We start from the raw sequence: 963 nt of genomic DNA on the forward strand, positions 1-963 counted from the left end.
TTAAAGAAGGAGAGCGGCTGTATAAAACAGGAGATCTGGGCAGGTGGTTACCGGATGGGAACATAGAATTCATAGGCAGAAAAGACGACCAGGTAAAGGTCAGGGGGTATCGAATAGAACTGGGAGAGATTGAGTACGCACTATTAAAACACGATCAGATAGAGCAGGCGGTTGTATTAGCCAGAGAGAACGAAGCAGGAGAAAAGGCGCTGGTAGCCTACCTCATGGCCAAAGAACAACTGAATGCGAGCGGGTTAAGGGCCTATTTAAAAGCGACCTTACCAGATTACATGTTACCGGCCTACTATGTTCAATTGGAAGCACTGCCGTTAACACGCAACGGTAAAATAAACAAAAAGTCTTTACCCGATCCTGAAGGCGTGGGTCTGTCAAGTGGAATACAATATGTGGCTCCGCGAACCGAGCTTGAAGAGAACATGGTGAGCATATGGAGTGAGATATTGCGTGTAGATAAGGAGAAATTAGGTGTTAGGGATAGGTTTTTTGAATTAGGTGGCGATTCGATAAAGGTCATTCGTTTGCTTGCAGAAGTTAAAAAAGAAATGCACTATGAATTCTCTGTTAATGATGTTTATACCAATGATACCATAGAACAACTTATACAATACGCGAAAGAAAACAAAAATGAAATTGATTTAAAGAATGAATGGCGAACAGAAAAAGAAAAAAGCATCAGAACTGAAATAGAACATTTAAAGGAGAGGATTTTGTCTTCTATGCCGGATTTGGAAAAGGAGAATATCGAGGATATATATCCTATGAGTGATATTGAGAAAGGGATGGTGTTTGGCTATTGGATGAATGAAGGAACCGGTACCTACCATGATCAAATGGTTTACCGGCGGATTTTTCATGAATTTGATATTACCCGGTTTAACCTGGCTTTAGAGCTGCTTACAGAGAAACATTCAATATTAAGAACGAGTTTTAATTTGAGTGACT

At 40.4% G+C, this 963-nt stretch carries 1 protein-coding gene; it reads left to right on the top strand.

The genetic code is table 11. From position 1 onward, the window contains the following. Positions 1–963 (top strand): phosphopantetheine-binding protein (locus A4R26_RS11550; RefSeq protein WP_165760236.1); only part of this gene is annotated, 963 nt, incomplete at both ends.

This window comes from Niastella populi (genome assembly GCF_002078015.1).
Lineage (GTDB): Bacteria > Bacteroidota > Bacteroidia > Chitinophagales > Chitinophagaceae > Niastella > Niastella populi.